An 18007-nucleotide genomic window follows, 5' to 3' on the forward strand; every position below is an offset into this window, starting at 1 on the left:
AGGCTGTCCCCATGCACTTCGACCTCACCGACCTGCGCCTCTACCTGCACATTCTCGACACCGGCAACATCACCGCCGGCGCCGCCCGCAGCCATTTGTCACTTGCCGCCGCCAGCGCAAGAATCCGCGCGATGGAAGCGTCATTGGGCACCGAGTTTCTCCAGCGCGGTCGCCGTGGCGTCACCCCGACACCGGCCGGCAAAGCCCTGGCGCAGCACGCGCGCATCCTTCTGCAACAGGCCGAACGCCTGCAGCAGGATCTGGCCGACTACGCCAAAGGCGTCAAAGGTCAGGTGCGTCTACTGTGCAATACCACCGCGATCACTGAATACCTGCCGGAAGTGCTCGCGGACTTTTTGCGCAGCCACCCCAATCTCGACATCGACCTGCAAGAGCTGCCCAGCGCACGCATCACCCATGCCTTGCGCCAAGGTGCGGCAGATCTGGGGATTGTGTCTGACGCGGTCGACACCAGCGACCTACAGACTCAAGCGTTCCGCGACGATCCACTGGTGTTGATTCTGCCGCTGGACCACCCATTGTCTGACGCCGCGGAGGTCAGTTTCAGCGACGCCTTGCGCCACGACTTTGTAGGACTGAGTGCCGACAGCGCTCTGGCGATCTATCTCGAAGAGCAGGCCTTGCACAGCGGCTCGCGAATGCAGGTGCGCATCCGCGCGGATGGTTTTGACGGTGTGATGCGCATGGTCGGCCGTGGCGCGGGACTTGCCATTGTGCCGCTGGCCGCCGTCGAACGCGGGCCGTCTCGCGCCTTCAAAAGCGTCGCCCTTGATGAGCCTTGGGCGCGCCGTACCTTAATGCTCTGTGCCAGAGATTTCAGCGCATTGCCGGGGTACGCCAAAGCCTTGTTGCACGCCTTGACTCTCCCCTAAGGGGCAGACTTCATCCTTGGCTTTTTCCAGCAAGGACAGTAACGATGGGCAAACGCATACTGCTGATTCTGGGCCACCCTTCGGCGACAAGCCTGTGCGCCGCGCTCGCTGAGCGTTATGCACAATCCGCACTTGCGGCCGGGCATGAGGTGCGTCAGTTAAGGCTTGGGGAGATGAATTTCGACCCGGTGCTGCGCGAAGGTTATCAACAGATCCAGGCGCTGGAAAATGACTTGAGTGCGGCACAATCCGACATCCTTTGGGCTGAACATCTGACACTGGTTTACCCGATCTGGTGGGGCGGCATTCCGGCGCTGCTCAAAGGTTTTTTTGATCGGGTGCTGCTGCCGGGTTTCGCCTTCAAATACCGCAAAGGCAAAGCCTTCCCGGACAAACTGCTGAAGGGCCGCACCGCGCATTTGCTGGTGACGATGGACACACCGCCCTGGTATTACCGCTGGGTCTATCGCATGCCCGGACTGAATGAAGTGCGCAAAACCACACTCCAATTCTGCGGGATCAAACCCGTGCGCACGCTGACGTTCGGTCCGGTGCTTGGTTCCACCGATCAGCAACGACAAGCCTGGCTGCAACAGGCGCAGGCTATCGCCGGCCGGTAAGTCTGCCGATAATGCCCCGCGCTGATTCACATTAAAAAGGACGTTTATGTACATCGGTCAAGCTGCGCAACGCTCCGGCACCACCATCAAAAGCATCCGCCACTATGAGTCGATCGGCCTGCTGCCCAAACCCCGGCGTCAAGGCAACTACCGCCTCTACGATCAACAAAGTGTCGAACTGCTGATCTTCATCAAATGCGCCAAAGACATGGGTTTTCGCCTCAAGGAGCTGCAGGCGATCTTCGCTGATCACCACGGCGAGGCGATGCCTTGGGCGCTGGCGCAACAGGCCATTGAAACGAAGAAACGCGAAATCAACAACAGCATGGCCGAGCTCATCCGGCAATACGCGCAACTGGAAGGGTTCGAAGCAAGCCTGGAACACGCCCGGGTCACTTGCCCACTGGAAAACCTGTAAGCGGTTTGCGCGTTTCTGAGCACTTCGATGTCGAGCACAGACAACTGAGCAGCGCCCGGGCGCTATAGGGTGCGAGTTCATTCCTCACGTTCACTGCCCGGAGTCCCCATGACCGCGACCGCCCCTATCACTGTTCTGCGCGACACCCACCCGCTGCCGGTACTCGACGCCTGCAAATGGGAAAAACTCGAGGGCGACCCGCACACCGTCAACCTCAACGCCTACACCAGCGAAGACGGCAGCAAGATCATGGGCACCTGGATCTGCACCCCGGGCAAGTGGCGCGTGGAATATGTGAAGTGGGAGTACTGCCATTTCCAGGAAGGCTACTGCGTGATCACCCCGGACGGCATGGCGCCGATCCACCTGCGGGCCGGCGATATTTTCGTGATTGAACCGGGGATGAAAGGCACGTGGGAAGTGGTCGAGACCGTGCGCAAATACTTCGTGTTTGCCTGATACAAAAAAGCCGGGAAATCACCTGTGGCGAGGGAGCTTGCTCCCGCTCGGCTGCGCAGCAGTCGTAAATTCAGCAGACGCGGAGTTCTGGATATCCGCATTCGCTGGTTTTGGGTCTGCTGCGCAGACCAGCGGGAGCAAGCTCCCTCGCCACAAAAAACGCCTTCACTCCAAGAGATTGAGTTGACCCTAGCTCTTGGAGTTGTGGTTACTGCGGCTTGCGATAGCTGTTGATAATCGCCGAGAAGTCTTTCCCGCCATCACCACGCTGACTCATCGCCTGATACAACTGCTGTGCCACCGCGCCGAGTACCACGGGCTGATGCGCCTGACGTGCCGCTTCCGTTGCCAGGCCCAGATCCTTGAGCATCAGTTCCGCACCAAAACCGCCGGTATAACCGCGTGAGGCGGGCGCCGTTTCGACGATGCCCGGCCACGGGTTGTACATTTCCGAACTCCAGCAACGCCCGGTCGAGCTGTTGATGATGCCGGCCAGCACCGAGGTGTCGATGCCCAGCGCATCACCCAGCGCCATCGCTTCACTGACACCGACCATCGAAATCGCCAGCAGCAGGTTGTTACAGATCTTGGCGATCTGCCCGGTGCCGACTTCACCGCAATGCACGATGTTGCGGCCCATCTGCGCCAGCACCGGTTGCAGGGTGGCGAACAGTTCTGGCGTGGCGCCGACCATGAAGGTCAGCGTCCCGGCCGTCGCGCCACCGGTGCCGCCGGAGACTGGCGCATCGGCCATGGCCACCCCTTGTTTCGCCGCTGCAACTGCGACATCGCGAGCCGTCTGCGGATCGATGGTGCTGCAATCCACTGCCGGCACACCTTTGCCGATGCCGGCCAGGACGCCGTCTTCACCGAGCCAGACGCTGCGCACATGTACGGCGGCCGGGAGCATGGTGATCACCAGTTCGGCGTCCTCGGCAGCTTCGCGCGCCGACGAACGAATGGTGCCGCCCAGTTGTTCCAGTTCCGCCAGCACGGTTTTGTTCAGGTCGACCAGATTCAGCGAATGGCCAGCCTTGATCAGGTTGCGCGCCATTGGCGCGCCCATGTTACCCAGACCGATAAATGCGATTTTCATGGCCGATTCCTCAGCGCAGATTGATGGTGGTGTTCACGCCGTCGTTGACGCTGTTGTCATCGAACCAGCGCGCCGTGACCGTTTTCGTCTGGGTATAGAACTGCACCACTTGCTTGCCGTACGGGCCGAGGTCGCCGAGTTTCGAACCACGGGAACCGGTGAAGCTGAAGAACGGCACCGGTACCGGAATCGGAATGTTGATACCGACCTGGCCAACGTCGATTTCAGTCTGGAATTTACGCGCCGCTGCGCCGCTCTGGGTGAATAGACCCGTGCCGTTGCCGAACGGGTTGGCGTTGACCAGCGCAATGGCCTGATCAAGGGTGTCGACTTCCAGCACCACCAGCACCGGGCCGAAGATTTCCTGGGTGTAGATCTGCATGTCGGTGGTCACGCCCGAGAACAGGGTCGGGCCGACGAAGTTGCCTTGCTCGTAGCCCGGCACCTTGATGTCGCGACCGTCCAGCTCAAGCTTGGCGCCTTCCTTGATGCCGCTTTCGATCAGGTCGAGAATCCGTGCCTTGGCTTTCTTCGAGATCACTGGCCCGACATCGGTGCCCGGCTCGCTGCCGGCGTTGACGGTGAGTTTCTGCGCCAGCGCTTTCAGGTCCGGCAGCCATTGTTTCGCCGCACCGACCAGCACCACCACCGAAGTGGCCATGCAACGCTGCCCGGCCGCACCGAAACCGGCGCCAACCAAGGCATTCAGCGCTTGCTCGCGATTGGCGTCCGGGAGCACCACGGCGTGGTTCTTCGCGCCCATCATCGATTGCACGCGTTTGCCGTGCTTGCCGGCCAAGTCATAGACGTGGGTGCCGACCGCCGTCGAACCGACGAACGATACGGCTTTGATGTCTTTGTGCGTGCACAGGCCGTCGACCACATCCTTGCCGCCGTGAACCACGTTGAGCACGCCTGCCGGAACGCCAGCCTCGATGGCAAGTTCCACCAGCAGCATGGTCGACAGCGGATCCTGTTCGGATGGTTTGAGTACGAAGGTGTTGCCGCAAGCGATCGCCATCGGGAACATCCACAGCGGAATCATCGCCGGGAAGTTGAACGGCGTGATGCCGGCGCAGACACCGATTGGCTGACGCAGGGTGTAGGTATCGACGCCGCCGGCGACGTTTTCGGCGAACTCGCCCATTTGCAGAGTGCCAATGGAGCACGCGTGCTCGACCACTTCCAGGCCACGGAAAATATCACCCTCGGCGTCGGCAATGGTTTTGCCCTGCTCGGCGCTCAGTACCACGGCGATACGTTTGGAGTGTTCACGGATCAGCGCTTGCAGCTTGAGCATGATGCGCATGCGTGCGCCGATCGGGGTCAGTTTCCAGGTCTGGAAGGCACGGTGTGCGGCACTGATGGCTGCATCCACTTCAGCGGCGGTGGCAAACGGCACTTTCGCCAGCACTTGCTGGGTCGCCGGGTTGACGATGTCGTGCCATTCGGTGGTCTGCGACTCGACCCACTCGCCGTCGATCAGCAGCTTGACCTTCTGGACCGTGGTTTCGTTGGGCGTAAGCGATGCGTTCATGCTGGTCTCCAAAACTTGTTTTTATCGTAGTAGCCAAGGCGAAGAGTTCGCCTTGAGATGAGGCGTGTGTCACGAATTGGTTGTCGGACTGTTTTTGGAGTATAGATGTGCAAACTTCTAATAAGAACGCACATATAAGCCCGTCCATCATGCAAAAAAACATCACCTCTCTAGGTTCGCTCAACTGGGACGACCTCAAGTTTTTCCTCGAAGTCGCCCGTACGCGCAAGGCCAGCACCGCCGCCAAACGGCTCGCGGTGGACTACACCACGGTGTCGCGGCGCATCAGTTCGCTGGAAGCGGCGCTCGGCACGTTGCTGTTCGAGAAGTCGCGCACCAGCGGCTTCGTATTGACCACCGAAGGCCAGCGCCTACTGGGTTATGCCGAGTCGATTGAAAGCACGCTGCACATGGCCTGCGAACAGGTTTCCGGTTCCGGCGTGGCGCTGTCCGGGCACGTGCGCATGGGCTGCACCGAAGGCTTCGGCAGCTTTTTCATCACGCCGCAGCTGAGCCATTTCGTCGATTCCTACCCGGCAATCTCGGTGGACATCCTGCCGCTGCCGCACTTCATCAGCCTGTCGAAGCGCGAGGCCGATATCGTCATCGCTCTGGAGCGTCCCGAACACGGGCCGTACGTCTGCTGCAAACTCTGCGACTACCGCTTGCAGCTCTACGCCACCCAGGACTACCTCGACAAACACCCACCGATCCGTCGCCCGGCCGATTTGAGCAAGCATCAATTCATCAGTTATGTGGATGACCTGGCGTTCAGCTCGGAGCTGCTCTACCTGGCGAACGTGCTGCCCGGCGCCAGCGCCCATTTGCGCAGCACCAGCGTGATCGCGCAGTTCGTCGCCGCGCAGCAGGGGCGTTCTCTGGCGATTCTGCCGTGCTTCCTCGCCGCACAGGACCCGCGCCTGCTGCCGGTGTTGCCCGAGGAAATCGATATCACCCGGCAGTTCTGGATGTACTGCCGCGAAGATCTGCGCAAGCTCAAGCGGATTACCCTGTTGTGGGATTACATCCGTGAGGTGACCGAGCGCAATCAGGGTCTGCTGATGGGGCAGACCCGCGAGATGCGGTTTGCCGATTAGTCGGCGCTGACCACGATCGCGACGCGGCGGTTTTCCGTGCGCCCCGCCGCCGTGGTGTTGGGCGCAACCGGTTCGCTGCTGCCCAGGCCTTGCAGCTGAATGTTTTCTTGCTTCATGCCGACCGTGCCCAGCACCTTGGCCACGCTTTTGGCTCGGCGCAGGGACAGTTGCTGGTTGTAGCTTTCCTTGCCAGACGCGTCGGTGTGGCCATCGACCCGCACTCGTTCGATGCCGACGTTGAGCAGCGCCTTGCCGATGCGCTCGACGATTTCGGTGCTTTGTTTGTTCAGGCTTTCGACATCGCTGCCGAACAGCACTTTGCCCGACAGGCCAAACTCCCAGCCTTCGTCGGTCAATTCAAAACCCTGCTGTTTGAGCACGGCAATCTGCGCGGGAGTCAGGCCTTTTTGCGGGGCGGTCTGGCAACCGGTCAGGGTCAGCGTGGCCATCAGCAGCAGGATGGAAAAAATTCGAATGGGCAGTGTGAACACGGAAGTCAGCTCCTGGTTTGAACGGGATCGGTCGGGTGCTCCGACCCAGCCGTGAATTGAGCGCCACGGGAAAGGCGCTTGGCTTGATACATCGCCGCATCGGCGGCATCGAGCAAGGCTCCGGGCGTGGCGCCATGATCGGGGTAAACGGCGATGCCGATACTGAGCGACGTCACGACACTGGTGTCGCCCGGCAGCGCGATGGGCATGTCCATGCTGGCGAGAATCTTGTCGGCGATGCGCTCGGCGTCTTCGATCTTGTGCAAGGGGGTCAGCAGCACGGCGAACTCGTCACCGCCGAGGCGCGCGACCAGATCCTCCTCGCGCAACTGGGCGCGCACTCGGTTGGCCACGGCTACCAGCACCGCGTCTCCGGCGGCGTGGCCGAAGTTATCGTTGATCCCTTTGAATCGATCACTGTCGAGAAACAGCACCGCCACGCGCTCGTGAAGTTTGCTGGCGTTGCGCAGCGCACGGATCAATCGGCCCTCGAAAAAGGCGCGGTTCGGCAGCCCGGTCAGACTGTCGTGACTGGCCTGGTGAGCAAGCGTTTCATTTTCGTTTTGCAGATGGGTTTGCCACGACTCCAGCTCGTCGAGCAAGGCGTTGAAGTCGTTGCCGAGATTGTCCAGTTCGGCGATCTGCGCCGGCGGCACACGGCGATCCAGTGCTCGCTCGCTGCGCGCGGCGTGGGCCACGGCTGCGAGTTTGTGCAGCGGGCCAATGATGCCGCGCAACTGGCGCCGTGCCAGAGAGAGTGCAACCCAGGCGCTGATCGCGGTACAGAGAATAATCCCGGCCAGACCACTGAGCAGAAAGCTCATCAGGCTGCCACCATGGCCCATGAGCAGAACGCGCCCGATTTCACGGTCCTGATGCAGGATCGGCAGGTTGATCGGTTTTTCCAGAACGGCGCGGGTGATGCTCATTTCCAGCGCCGAGAACAAGCCGTTTTCCGGCCGTTGCCAGCGTGCGAGCAATTGGCCTTGAGCGTCCAGCACCTGGACGTCCGCCACTTCCTCGGTGGAAGCGATCAGCGCCAGCGCTTCGGTGGCGGCAGCCTTGTCGTTGAACACCACCGCCGCTTCGACGGTGTAGCTGATCGAGCGAGCAATCAAGTGCAGGTTGTGATCGGCGTAAACCCGCAACGCCAGAACACCCAGCAGGGTCAGCGAGACACTGGCCATCGTCACGGCCACCAACGCCACAATCAAGTTGCCGCGACCAATGACCGAGCCCAGCGTGGGGCGAACTTTCGAGCTGAACAGTTTCATGGCGCCGCCGGTTTGCGACGCGACAACTGCAGGACGCTTGGATGAATGCGCACGCCACTGCGGGCGACGGAGTCTAGATTGACTTCGAAAGACACCTGATCGTCGCCAACCCGCAGGCAGAACAGGCTGCCCACCGTGCACTGATCACCGCCTTCGCTGATGCTCAGCACCGGATGGCCGATCAGCGAGGTAAACAGGCGACTGCGTTCATCCGCTGTGAGTTTGCCGATGTACACGGCATCGCATTCGCTGACGATGGCCGGGTTGTCCGCCAGCAGACGGCGCACGGTAACGGGTCGGCCTGTGGCTTGGGTCGTACCTTTGACCAGATCGTCGGTGTACTCGGTAGGGCCGACGATGCACAGGCGCAATTGCGCAGGCTCCACCGGCCAGCGTGCGTAGCTGAGAATGCCCAGAACGACTTTGGTGACAGCTTGAGCGCGTTGCTCAGCCATGCCCGGCGGCGTTTGCGGCTGTGCGACGGCCATGCCCGCCAGCGCACAGAGCAAACCGACAAGCACTGCGCGCTTGCAGCGAAACACGCGCTCTGTCGCCCAGACAGCCAGCTTCATGCAGGGATTCTCTTGGATCGTAGCGAAATGATGCCGCAACGATAGCACAGCGCTGAATCACCAGCGATACAGTGCCCCCTGACTGGCTGGTCAGTAATTGCCATCAATGGCTGTTTTTATCACTCTCGGGGCTCGGCCCCCTCTTCCAGTTCAAGCATCAACCCGCTGAGGCGCTTAACCTTGCGCTGCACGGCTTCTTCGAACACCCCGGCGCGCGGCTCGATCAGGGTGAACCAGTGCTTGGCCCGGGTGATGCCGGTGTAAATCAGCTCTTTGGTCAGCACTGGATTCAGGGCATCCGGAAGGATCAACGCGGTGTGCGCAAATTCCGAGCCCTGGGATTTGTGCACCGTCATGGCGTACACGGTTTCCACATCGTTGAGCCGACTCGGCAACACGAAACGCACCCCGCCCTGGCCATCATTGCGCGGGAAAGCCACACGCAGCACCGGTTTGCCGGCATCGGGACCTTCGCGCTCGGGCAGTTTCAAGGCAATGCCGATGTCGCCATTCATCAAACCCAGGCCGTAGTCATTGCGCGTCATCAGCACTGGCCGCCCCTCGTACCATTGCTGGTCATTGTCGATCAGGCGAGCCTTGAGCAAAGCTGCGGTAATGCGCAGGTTCAGACCCTCCACGCCCCACGGCCCCTTGCGCACCGCACACAGCAGCTGAAAAGTGTCGAACGCCTGCAGAACTTCCCTGGCCCATGTGATCCAGTCCGGATGTTCGAGCGGCCTGCCGGACGGTGGACGCTGATTGCGCAGCACACTCAGATAATGCCGATAACCTTGCGGGCCATCGCCATGGCCCTCCAGCAACAGTCGCTCTAACTTGTGATCGTGCTCGCCCTTTAGCGACAACGAATACACATCGTCATAGTGCCCAGCCGACAGCAGCTGACGCGCCTCATCCGGCAATTGCTGATTGACCCGGCGCGCGAGTTGGCCGATACCGCTACCCTCGCCGAAACGCCGTGAGTGACGCAGCATTACCACTTGTTGCGCCAGCGGATGAGTGTCGTCGACGTCTTCACACAAACCGCTGCCCTGCAAGGTTTCACCGCTGACCGACTCCAGCCACTGACGCGTCTTCGGGCTGTACCAACCACTTTCGGCATCGCGACACAGATCACCCAGCACCGCACCGGCCTCCACGGAGGCCAGTTGGTCCTTGTCACCGAGCAATACCAGGCGCGCGTGGGGCGGCAAGGCGTCGAGCAGATTCGCCATCATTTCCAGATCGATCATCGACGCTTCATCGACCACCAGTACATCCAGGGGCAAGCGGTTGCCGGCATGGTGTCGAAAGTGTCGAGTGCCGGGGCGACTGCCGAGCAAGCGATGCACCGTGGTCACGTCGCAGGGGATTTTCGCCCGTACGTCTTCGGCGACTTTCAGTGACTGCACTTGTTGACTGATGGACTCGGTCAGCCGCGCTGCGGCTTTGCCGGTCGGCGCCGCCAAGCGGATACGCAAGGGATGGCCAGTCTCCACCGCCGGCGCCTGAAGCAGTGCCAGCAAACGTACCACCGTCGTGGTTTTACCTGTGCCCGGGCCACCAGTGACGATGCTGAATGCGCCACGCGTGGCGATGGCACAGGCGAGTTTTTGCCAGTCGATCACATCGCCGGATTTCGCCGAGCCAAACAACTCGTTCAACCGCTGCGGGAGGTCATCCGGCGTTGCTTCGCGCTGTACGAGGCGCTGGCGCAAGGCGAGATCGATACGGCGCTCGTAGGCCCAGTAGCGTCGCAGATACAGACGTTTCCCGGATAATACCAATGGCCGTCGCTGCGCCGAATCACTGCCGTCAGCCGACAATGCAACCAAGGCGCTCGCCGCCAGAACCTTGCACCAATGCGCGCCATCGAGCGCCTCAAGCAATTGCGAGGGCAGCAGCAACACCCCGCCCAGCACATCGCCTTCGGGCGGTAGCGACAGGGCAAAGTCCGGCGCTTTGAGGGTTTCGAACAGATCCAGGCACACATGCCCATGACCGAGTTGATGGCTGGTCAGCGCCGCGGCGAGCAGCACCAGTGGATCAGTATCCGGCTCAAGCTCGTGGAGGAATGCGACGAATGCCTTGTCGAGAGCACGCAGCCAGCCACGTTCGACCCAACGGGTGAGCAGCACCAGCAAATCATCGGCGCGGGTCAGGGGCGCGAGTGTCGACAGACTGTCGGCAGCCAGCGGTGTCGGCAGCAGATCGTCCAGGCTGCGGCTCATAGCAAGACTCCCTGTTCCCACAAGGGCTCGGCCTTGGGTTCGGGTTTGCCCTGGAACATCCGGTCCAGACGTTCGATCAACTCCCGCGGTGGTCGCACAAAGTAAGCACCGCGACTGGCTGCACGAGTACCGCGCAGAAACAGGTACAGCGCGCCACCGACATGCCGGTCGTAATCGTAGTCGGGCAATCGTGCCTTGAGCTGGCGATGCAACGCCAACAGGTACAACACATATTGCAGGTCGTAGCGATTATCGAGGATCGACTGTTCCATGGCCTGCTCGGTGTAGGCCAGGTCATCGCTGCCCAGCCAGTTGGATTTGTAGTCCGCCACGTAATAGCGGCCGTCGTGCTCAAAAGTCAGATCGATGAAGCCTTTGAACATACCGTTGAGTTGCACCGGTTCTGCCGCCACTCGCGCCACGCCATTGTGCGTGTACTGACGCACCAGATCGTCGAGTCTGAGCACATCGACTTTGTGGCTGGCGAACCAGAACTCCATCTCCACCCGATACTGTTTCAGTTGCTCGAGAATGACCGGCGGTTGGTCACCGATCGGCAGCGGGGATTTGAGCAGATGCTGCAACCAGTCACTCAGGGTGATGATCCAGCCTTCCCAACCGCGCAGATTACAGCGCCGGGCAATTGCATCTTCCAACGCCTCACGGGTGACGGCGAAACCGTCGTCACCCGCCCATTCCAGCAAACCATGGAGAAAGGTTCCGGGATTGGGGCCACGCGGAAAACGATGGATGTCGGCGCCACCGGCAATGATTTCTCGCGGCGCGTCGGGATCGAGTCGTTCGTCATCGAAAAGCTTTTGTGCTTGAGGACTGTCCGGTGCTTCGTCACTGCCAACACTCAATACGTCGCTGATGCGCAGCGCGCTGTAAGACGCGATCCACCAGTTTTCGCTGGCCTTGCGCTTGGGCAGCAGAGTGGCACTGAGGACGGCTTCATTACGCGGCGGCTGGTAGTGCTCGTCGCTGGGCTGCGGCATTTCACCGACGCTGATGGCAGGGCAGTCTTGTTGCAGGTTTTGCAGCCAACGATCAAGGGCAATGGACTCACCCAGAGAGGCGCCACCGCCCAGCAAGTAACCAAGGGCAGAAAGGTGCAGCACCGAGCTGTTGTTATTGCCACGCTTAAGATCCGTCACCCCCAGCCAGCAAGCATGTTGCGCACGGGTCAGGGCGACATAGAGCAGGCGCAAGTCTTCGGCCAGACGCTCATCGTCGGCTTGCGCAATCAGTTCGGCGGTGGGCTTCAGGCTCACTTGGGCTTTGCCCGAAGCATCGTGGTAATGCAGCGGCAATCGGCTGCCATCCACCGGTTTCGATGAACAGATGAAGGGCAGGAACACCAGTGGATATTCGAGGCCTTTGGATTTGTGGATGGTCACGACCTTGACCAGTTGCTCGTCGCTTTCCAGACGCAGAATCTGCTCTTCACCAGCCTGGCCGGACAACGCCAGCAGTTCCGCCAAGTGACGGATCAGCGCTTGCTCGCCATCCAGTTCGGCAGCGGCTTGTTGCATCAACTCCGACAGGTGCAGAAGGTTGGTCAGCACCCGCTCGCCGTCGCTGCGGGCGATCAAGGTCTGCGGCAAGCGGAAGTCATGCAACAGGCGCCGCAGCATCGGCAGCACACCTTGTTTGCGCCATAGTTCACGATAACCACGGAACTGCATGACCCGGGTTTCCCAGACCAATTCGTCCTGGTTCAGACGCTCCAGCTCAGCCAGTGGCAAATTCAGGGTGATGCAGGCCAATGCGGCTTTCAGGGAACGCTCAACATCCGGCTCGGCGCAGGCCTTGAGCCAGGACAACAGATCGTGGGCTTCCTGAGCGGCGAAAACCGAATCCTTATCTGACAGGTAAACGCTACGCACGCCGCGTGCAGCGAGTTCACCGCGCACCGCCTGGGCTTCTTTGCCGTCGCGTACGAGGATTGCGATGTCGGCAGGTCGCAGGCTTTTGAAGTCCTTGCCGTCCTGGATGAATCCGGAGCTTTCGGCCTGACCGCCATTAAGCAGTGCAGTGATTTCACTGGCGCAAGCGGCTGCCAATTGTTGGCGATAAACCGCGCCTGACAGGGGTTGATCGGTGGACAAGTGCCAGACATTCAGCGCCGCGACGTCCTGCCCGGCAATCTGCAGTTTCTCTTTACGACCCTGAGATTCCACCGGTTGGAACGGTACCGGGTTTTCACCGTTTTTCTCCCGGAACAGAAACGCGCCGCGGCCCTGCTCGCGAGACTCGGCGCGTTCAAAGACGTGGTTGACCGCTTCCACCATGCCGTGACTGGAGCGGAAGTTGGTGCCCAAGGTATGCAGTCGGCCAGTGGTGGCTTGGCGAGCACGCAAGTAGGTATAGATGTCTGCGCCGCGAAAGGCGTAAATCGCCTGTTTGGGGTCACCGATCAGAAACAGTCCCGTGTCCGGATTGTTGTCTTCGATACGATAAATGCTTTCGAAGATCCGGTATTGCACCGGATCGGTGTCCTGGAACTCGTCAATCAGTGCAACCGGAAACTGCTCACGGATCAGCGTAGCAAGACGCTCGCCGCCCTCCGATTGCAGTGCTGCATCCAGGCGCAACAGCATGTCGTCGAAGCCCATCTCGGCACGACGGCGCTTCTCTTCTTCAAAGCGTGTACCTACCCACTTGGCGGCGTGCTGCAATACCGCCGCGTCCGGTGTCGGCAATGCATCAAGACTTGATTTGAGCCCTGACATCGCGTCCAGCCCCGGATGGCTTGGAGGCTGGCCTTTCCAGGCCTCGGCCATGCCGTCGGGCGTCAGCCGAATGAATCCGGTGCCGATATCCAGTTGTTCGAGAGACTCGTCTTCGGCCCAGGTTTTAAGCTTTTCGAACCACGGTTCAAAGTAGCGGGCCTGCATCTTGCGACCGTCTACGGTTTTACCGGCGACGCCCTGATGGCAGATAGCGAGCAACTCATCGGCCCACTGCCGCCAAGGCATTTTCAATTCGATCAACGCCGCGCGACGCTCGCGCAGGCAGTCTTCGATCAGCTCTGCCGGGGCCTTGCCTTCGTCGCTGTCGCGCTCGCTGGCGAACAAGCCTCGCACCCGAGGCAGCAACGCCGCAGGCCCACCCCAGTTACTGCGAACCCAGTTCAACGCATCGCCCTGCATCGGGTAACAGAACAGCCGCCAGTAATCGCGCAGCACTTCGCCGAGCAAATCGCTGTGATCGGTTTCCAGGGATTGGGTGAACAAACTGCCGCTGTCGAACGCATGTTCGCGCAACATGCGCTGACACCAACTGTGGATGGTGGAGACCGCGGCTTCGTCCATCCATTGCGCGGCGATGTCCAGACGGTTGGCGCAACCCGGCCATTGTTGAGGCTCGAATTGCTCTCGCAGTTCGGCGATCAATCCGTCAGGCGCTGGCGTCTCGTCGCGGAAAAAAAGCGCGGCCTCGGCAAGACGCGTGCGGATCCGCTCACGCAACTCTTTGGTCGCAGCATCGGTGAACGTCACCACGAGAATCTGTGGAGGCAGCAGTTCGCGGGCGAAGCCATTCAACTCGCCGCCATGACCAAGGATGAGCCGCAGGTAAAGCGCAGAAATGGTGAACGTCTTGCCGGTGCCGGCACTGGCCTCGATCAACTGGCTGCCACGCAACGGGAACGCCAGAGCAAGCGGTGTCTTGGTACTCATGCGCGCGCTCCTTCACTGGACAATGAACGCCAAGGCGCTTCCAACAGAGGGCGATACAAGGCGTCACACCAACCGGAAAATGTTTCGTCCGCGAGTAATGCATCGAAGTCGGCGAATTGGCGGGACAGCGCTGGACTTTCGCGGCGTTCGCCTTCGCTGGTCTGTCCGTCACCTTCATAGGCTTTTCGGGCAGCAGCTTCTGCTTTGAGCGGGTCGGTCTGAGATAGCCAGGCAAAAGCGGTCTTCACGGCGATCGGCAGAGGCTGACGCATGCCGGCCTGCCAGGCTAGAAGAAGGTCGCCAAGAAAACGAACGGCCCTGTTTTGTTCCATGGGCTCGAGCAGCAATGTGTCGTCACTGGCCACCAATGCGGTGGTCAATGAGAGCCCGCTGGCGCAAGCCACGAGATGATTGACCCAGGGTTTGATCAGACGATGCCATTTGCGGCTTTTGATTGAGCCGATGCTGTTGGGAATGGTCGTGACCGACAACACGCCTCCGTCAGCGCGTTGATACAAACCCGAAAGCCATCCTTCAAGACGCAACCCCTGCAACTCGAGGCTGATCGGGATGGCACTGGCGAGCGGAGTCGGCCAAAGCGTCAGTAGCTGCTGATAGCGTTGCAGCAAGTCCGGCAGTGGCTCAATCAATTCCCTTTGCAGGCATTCGCCGAATCCGGCCATTGGCAACAGGCCGCTATTTTGCAGCCGTCGAGCCTGAGCCTCAAGCGCCTGCTCGACATTGTCCGGTTGCCTGAGCGCAGCTTCGAGCAGGCTGTCGCTGAGCGTATAGCGCTGCAGAGCGTCCAGTACGAAAGGCTCTTCATCGGCCAGCGGTGCATCGGCGGCTTCGAAGTAGACCTTGAGTCTTTGGGTGAAAAAGTGCCGAACCGGGTTACGTAAAAAGTCCTGCAATAGAGCCAGGGTCAACGGTTCTTCTTGTACATAAGGGGCGAGTAACTCAGCCTCGTTTCGTAGCTCATGAGGTTGATGCAGAACCTGCCACTCGCTGGCATAGCTGAACAGTTGATCTCCCTCGTGGAAATAGCGGGCACTGAAGGGTTGCAGTGGATGCTCCTCGGTCATGGCGCTCAACAGATCCTGACTGTCATCAATCAATCGCCAACCACTGGCGAGGTGATCGCGTAACTGGCCGATCAGCACCGAAGCAGGTCTCTCGCTGTTGTCACGAATGCTGCGACCGACCCAACTGATGTAGAGCTGATTGCGCGCAGACAGAAGCGCCTCGAGCAAAAGATAGCGATCATCCTCACGTCGGGAGCGGTCCCCGGGGCGGTAGTCGCTGCCCATCAGGTCGAAGTCGAGCGGCGGTTGTGCGCGCGGGTAATCGCCATCGTTCATCCCCAGCAAACAGACCAGTTTGAAAGGGATGGCACGCATGGGCATCAGCGTACAAAAGTTCACCGCGCCGGCAAGAAAGCGCTGGGACAAACGCCCCTGATCCAGCCCGGCAAGCCAGGCTTCGCGAACGACGGTCAGTGGCAGTTCATCCTCCAGACCTACCGCCTCGCAGGTCTCCAGCCAGGTTTCACGAAGCTCTTCCAGTTGAGTCAGCAAGTAATCGTCGTGTTCGTTGCTGGCTTTAAAGAACAACTGCATCAACGCTTGCAGCCGATGCCCCCACACCTTGGGCTGGGCCGGTCGGGTAAGCTCCTGGTGTGCAAGTTCCAGAGCATCAAGCAGAGCCACCAACGGACCGATCAATGCGGCATCCAGCCCCCCGATTTCATCATAGGGCTCGATACCCGCACAGTCAGTCGAGCTGCCGACTGCGTAGCCAAGGAGCATTCGTCGCAAACCGAAATGCCAACTGTTCTGCTCCAGTTCATCCGGCAAACCTAGCCCGGCACGCTGCTCGGCGTTCATTCCCCAACGCACACCAGCGCCTTCAATCCAGCGGTGCAACGTCGGCAAGTCGCGCTCCTCCATGCCGAAACGAGCGCGTAATGCGGGAACGTCGAGCAAGTCGAGGATTTCACTGACGGGGAAACGACTGTCCGGCAGTTTGAGCAGGTGTTCAACCGCAATCAGCAGAGGATCACGACCGCGTTGCCCCTGATCTGCCAAGGTGAACGGGATAAAACGGGAATCATGCCGTTCGAGCTGACCAAACACCGCCCGGATATGCGGCGCGTAGCTGTCGATGTCCGGCACCATCACGATCACGTCGCGAGGGCGTAGATCCGGATTGGCGCTGAAACGTGCCAACAGTTGATCATGGAGAATCTCCACCTCGCGTTGAGCGCTGTGAGCGATGTGAAAACGGATCGAATTGTCGTGGGCCAGATCAACGGCTGGCCAATGCTCGCGAGTCTCCTCAAGCGGGCGCAATTCGAGGATATCGTCCTGGAGCTGATTGAGCAGGTTATGTGGCTGATTTTCGCTGAACAGGTCGATACGCCCATCGCGAAATGCCGCTCGATAGCTGTTTGGGTCGTCATAGCTATCGAGCAGGTTGATGTAGTCGCGACCTTGCTTACCCCACGCGGCCAATAGAGGGTGGGCATGTTGATGCATGGTCTCGGGATCAAGTACGACAGGCATGCCGCTCTTGCGCGATTGCCGCTTGTACTGGTGACGCAGCAAATCCTTGTCGGCAACGATGTCGGCCCAGTGATGGCGACATGGGTTGTGCACACAGAGCAAAACCTGGCTGAAACGCGCAAGTCCAGCCAAGGCTTCAAGCACTTGAGCCGGAAGCGAAGAAATCCCGAAGACAATCACTCGTGAAGGCAGCCCGGCAGGTGCTTGCTCGATGCTACCAATGCGCTCGATAAACCGCTGATGTACACCGGCGCGGCTTTGCGCCATACCTTTTGCGCCTACATCTTCCAGCAGCGCGCGCCAGAGTTCAGCCTGCCAGCAACTGGTGGGCGATAGTGGCTTTACTTCGCCTCTGACATTGCGCAGTTGATGCCGACCTTCAGCCCAATCCTCAAGCCAGTCGGCTCGATACACCTGATATTGGTCGAACAGATCCGCCAGGCGCTCGGATAGCTGATAGCGCTTGCGCAAGTCGGTGTCGTGGGTGAGGAAGCGTTGCAACGGTTCGAAATGCGCACGGTCGATGACCTGAGGCAGCAGACGCATGAGGCGCCAGGTCAGCGGTGCTTTGTCGAGCAGGGATTTGGCTGGAATTTCATCTCGACCCAAAACCATACGATAGAGCTGCCACATGAAACTGCCGGGCAGTTGAACGTCTATCGCTGCCGCGATGCCACAACCACCGAGGTCGTTTTCCTCAGGATCTTCAGCCAGAGCCAGTTTCAACCACTGGGCGATGCCATTGCTCTGCACCAGGGCAATTTCGTTCTCCAGGGGAGCCAGCGGATAGCGCCGCATGATGCTGACCACCAGGCTGCGCAGTTCGTCCAGGCTATTGCTCTGGACCACCATGAATGCAGCGTTGAGGGACTGGGCGTCCGGCATAAGACTTCCTTGGGCGAATAAAAAAGCCAGGTCAGAACCTTAGCATTGTCGGCACATGATGACAGCCGGACGGCGCCTGCGAGTGCTGTAAGAACTTTCCTGCGGGCAAAACAAAACCCCAACTGCTTTCGCAATTGGGGTTTCGGAATTTAATCTTGACGATGACCTACTCTCACATGGGGAAACCCCA

13 protein-coding genes are annotated in these 18007 nt (G+C 60.1%); 5 read left to right on the forward strand and 8 right to left on the reverse strand.

The window, feature by feature from the left end; genetic code table 11:
- Window positions 1-11: 11 nt before the first annotated feature.
- The 4 genes from ACIOWE_RS19280 (at window position 12) to ACIOWE_RS19295 (ending at window position 2390) form a co-directional block, all read left to right on the forward strand.
- Entirely contained in the window at window positions 12-893 is an 882-nt protein-coding gene (locus ACIOWE_RS19280) for a LysR substrate-binding domain-containing protein (protein ID WP_401394564.1), read from the forward strand.
- A 44-nt stretch (window positions 894-937) separates the two neighbouring features.
- The gene (locus tag ACIOWE_RS19285; protein WP_401394567.1) at window positions 938-1513 is read left to right on the forward strand and encodes an NAD(P)H-dependent oxidoreductase; all 576 of its coding nucleotides are present in this window, start codon (window positions 938-940) and stop codon (window positions 1511-1513) included.
- 46 nt (window positions 1514-1559) lie between these two features.
- The gene (locus ACIOWE_RS19290) at window positions 1560-1931 is read left to right on the forward strand and encodes a MerR family transcriptional regulator (RefSeq protein ID WP_401394570.1); all 372 of its coding nucleotides are present in this window, start codon (window positions 1560-1562) and stop codon (window positions 1929-1931) included.
- A 108-nt stretch (window positions 1932-2039) separates the two neighbouring features.
- Window positions 2040-2390, forward strand: coding sequence for a cupin domain-containing protein (locus ACIOWE_RS19295; protein WP_103303269.1), 351 nt, complete (start codon window positions 2040-2042; stop codon window positions 2388-2390).
- 208 nt (window positions 2391-2598) lie between these two features.
- Here ACIOWE_RS19295 and mmsB read toward each other — a convergent pair whose 3' ends face one another.
- Window positions 2599-3486 carry a 3-hydroxyisobutyrate dehydrogenase gene (gene mmsB, locus ACIOWE_RS19300; protein WP_401394573.1) on the reverse strand — a complete coding sequence of 296 codons (888 nt, stop codon included), beginning with the start codon at window positions 3484-3486 and terminating at the stop codon, window positions 2599-2601.
- A gap of 10 nt (window positions 3487-3496) precedes the next feature.
- A complete protein-coding gene (locus ACIOWE_RS19305) occupies window positions 3497-5023 on the reverse strand; it encodes a CoA-acylating methylmalonate-semialdehyde dehydrogenase (RefSeq protein ID WP_401394576.1) in 1527 nt (508 codons plus the stop codon).
- A gap of 149 nt (window positions 5024-5172) precedes the next feature.
- On the opposite strand from ACIOWE_RS19305, the gene ACIOWE_RS19310 reads away from it, so the two are divergent.
- Window positions 5173-6120, forward strand: coding sequence for a LysR family transcriptional regulator (locus ACIOWE_RS19310; RefSeq protein WP_401394601.1), 948 nt, complete (start codon window positions 5173-5175; stop codon window positions 6118-6120).
- Here ACIOWE_RS19310 and ACIOWE_RS19315 read toward each other — a convergent pair.
- From ACIOWE_RS19315 to recC, 6 genes are all read right to left on the reverse strand, one after another.
- Complete coding sequence (locus tag ACIOWE_RS19315) at window positions 6117-6569, reverse strand: OmpA family protein (RefSeq protein WP_401394604.1); 453 nt, start codon at window positions 6567-6569, stop codon at window positions 6117-6119. The genes ACIOWE_RS19310 and ACIOWE_RS19315 overlap by 4 nt on opposite strands.
- Before the next feature lie 47 nt (window positions 6570-6616).
- The gene (locus ACIOWE_RS19320; RefSeq protein WP_401394579.1) at window positions 6617-7885 is read right to left on the reverse strand and encodes a diguanylate cyclase domain-containing protein; all 1269 of its coding nucleotides are present in this window, start codon (window positions 7883-7885) and stop codon (window positions 6617-6619) included.
- Window positions 7882-8457 carry a YfiR family protein gene (locus ACIOWE_RS19325; RefSeq protein WP_401394582.1) on the reverse strand — a complete coding sequence of 192 codons (576 nt, stop codon included), beginning with the start codon at window positions 8455-8457 and terminating at the stop codon, window positions 7882-7884. The genes ACIOWE_RS19320 and ACIOWE_RS19325 overlap by 4 nt, the downstream gene beginning before the upstream one ends.
- A 119-nt stretch (window positions 8458-8576) precedes the next feature.
- Window positions 8577-10685: an exodeoxyribonuclease V subunit alpha gene (gene recD, locus ACIOWE_RS19330; protein WP_401394585.1), complete on the reverse strand. Its 2109-nt coding sequence runs from the start codon at window positions 10683-10685 to the stop codon at window positions 8577-8579.
- Window positions 10682-14368 carry an exodeoxyribonuclease V subunit beta gene (gene recB, locus ACIOWE_RS19335; RefSeq protein ID WP_401394588.1) on the reverse strand — a complete coding sequence of 1229 codons (3687 nt, stop codon included), beginning with the start codon at window positions 14366-14368 and terminating at the stop codon, window positions 10682-10684. Before recB ends, recD begins: the two co-directional genes overlap by 4 nt.
- Window positions 14365-17817 carry an exodeoxyribonuclease V subunit gamma gene (recC, locus tag ACIOWE_RS19340; protein WP_401394591.1) on the reverse strand — a complete coding sequence of 1151 codons (3453 nt, stop codon included), beginning with the start codon at window positions 17815-17817 and terminating at the stop codon, window positions 14365-14367. Before recC ends, recB begins: the two co-directional genes overlap by 4 nt.
- Window positions 17818-18007: the final 190 nt, after the last annotated feature.

This window comes from Pseudomonas sp. NPDC087598, from assembly GCF_044743525.1.
Taxonomy (GTDB): Bacteria; Pseudomonadota; Gammaproteobacteria; order Pseudomonadales; family Pseudomonadaceae; genus Aquipseudomonas.